This is a genomic window from Cellulomonas bogoriensis 69B4 = DSM 16987 (assembly GCF_000767165.1).
Classification (GTDB): domain Bacteria; phylum Actinomycetota; class Actinomycetes; order Actinomycetales; family Cellulomonadaceae; genus Actinotalea; species Actinotalea bogoriensis.
In genome coordinates this window covers 1-557 of sequence record NZ_AXCZ01000441.1, presented here as the reverse complement: position 1 = coordinate 557, position 557 = coordinate 1, and the positions used below count along the sequence as shown (strand labels likewise).

Here is a 557-nt window from a genome sequence, read left to right as displayed (position 1 = left end):
GGTCGTCATCGGGTCTCGCCGGGCGGGGTCGGGCACAACACGTTCGCCAGTGCTGCGATCAACGCGGTGGTGGCCAACGCCGAGCCGGTGTCGATGCAGGTGCCGGTGGAGCTGTTGGTCGAGGGCACGAACGTGATCACCGCGTCCACGCACCTGAACTACCGGTCCACGCCCAACGTCAGCTTCGACCTCACCGCGACGCTCGAGCCCGTGGGGCCGGGCGGCCCGGGTGGGGACGACGACCCCGCAGATCCCGGGGCCCCTGCCGAGCCCGGTGACCCGGGTGAGCCTGGGGGGCCGGGGCAGCCCGGTGACCCCGGCGACCCGGGTGATCCCGAGCCGGGTGACCCCGGTGACCCGGCCGAGCCGGGTGACCCCGGTGACCCGGGCCAGGGCGACGACCCGCAGGACCCGCCTGTGACCGGTGAGGCGGTGCCGGCGGGGTCGGAGTGGTCGTTCTGGTTCGAGCAGCAGGCTCCGGGTGCGGGGTGGGTGCTGCCGGGGTTCGACGACGGTGAGTGGTCGGTGGGGGCTGCGCCGATCGGTTGGGGGTGGTC

Annotated in this window: 1 protein-coding gene; it reads left to right on the top strand. The window is 74.3% G+C overall.

Annotated elements, in window-relative coordinates; genetic code table 11:
* The coding region (locus N869_RS18200) for a hypothetical protein (RefSeq protein ID WP_198026120.1) at nucleotides 1–557 on the top strand (557 nt) is incomplete at both ends.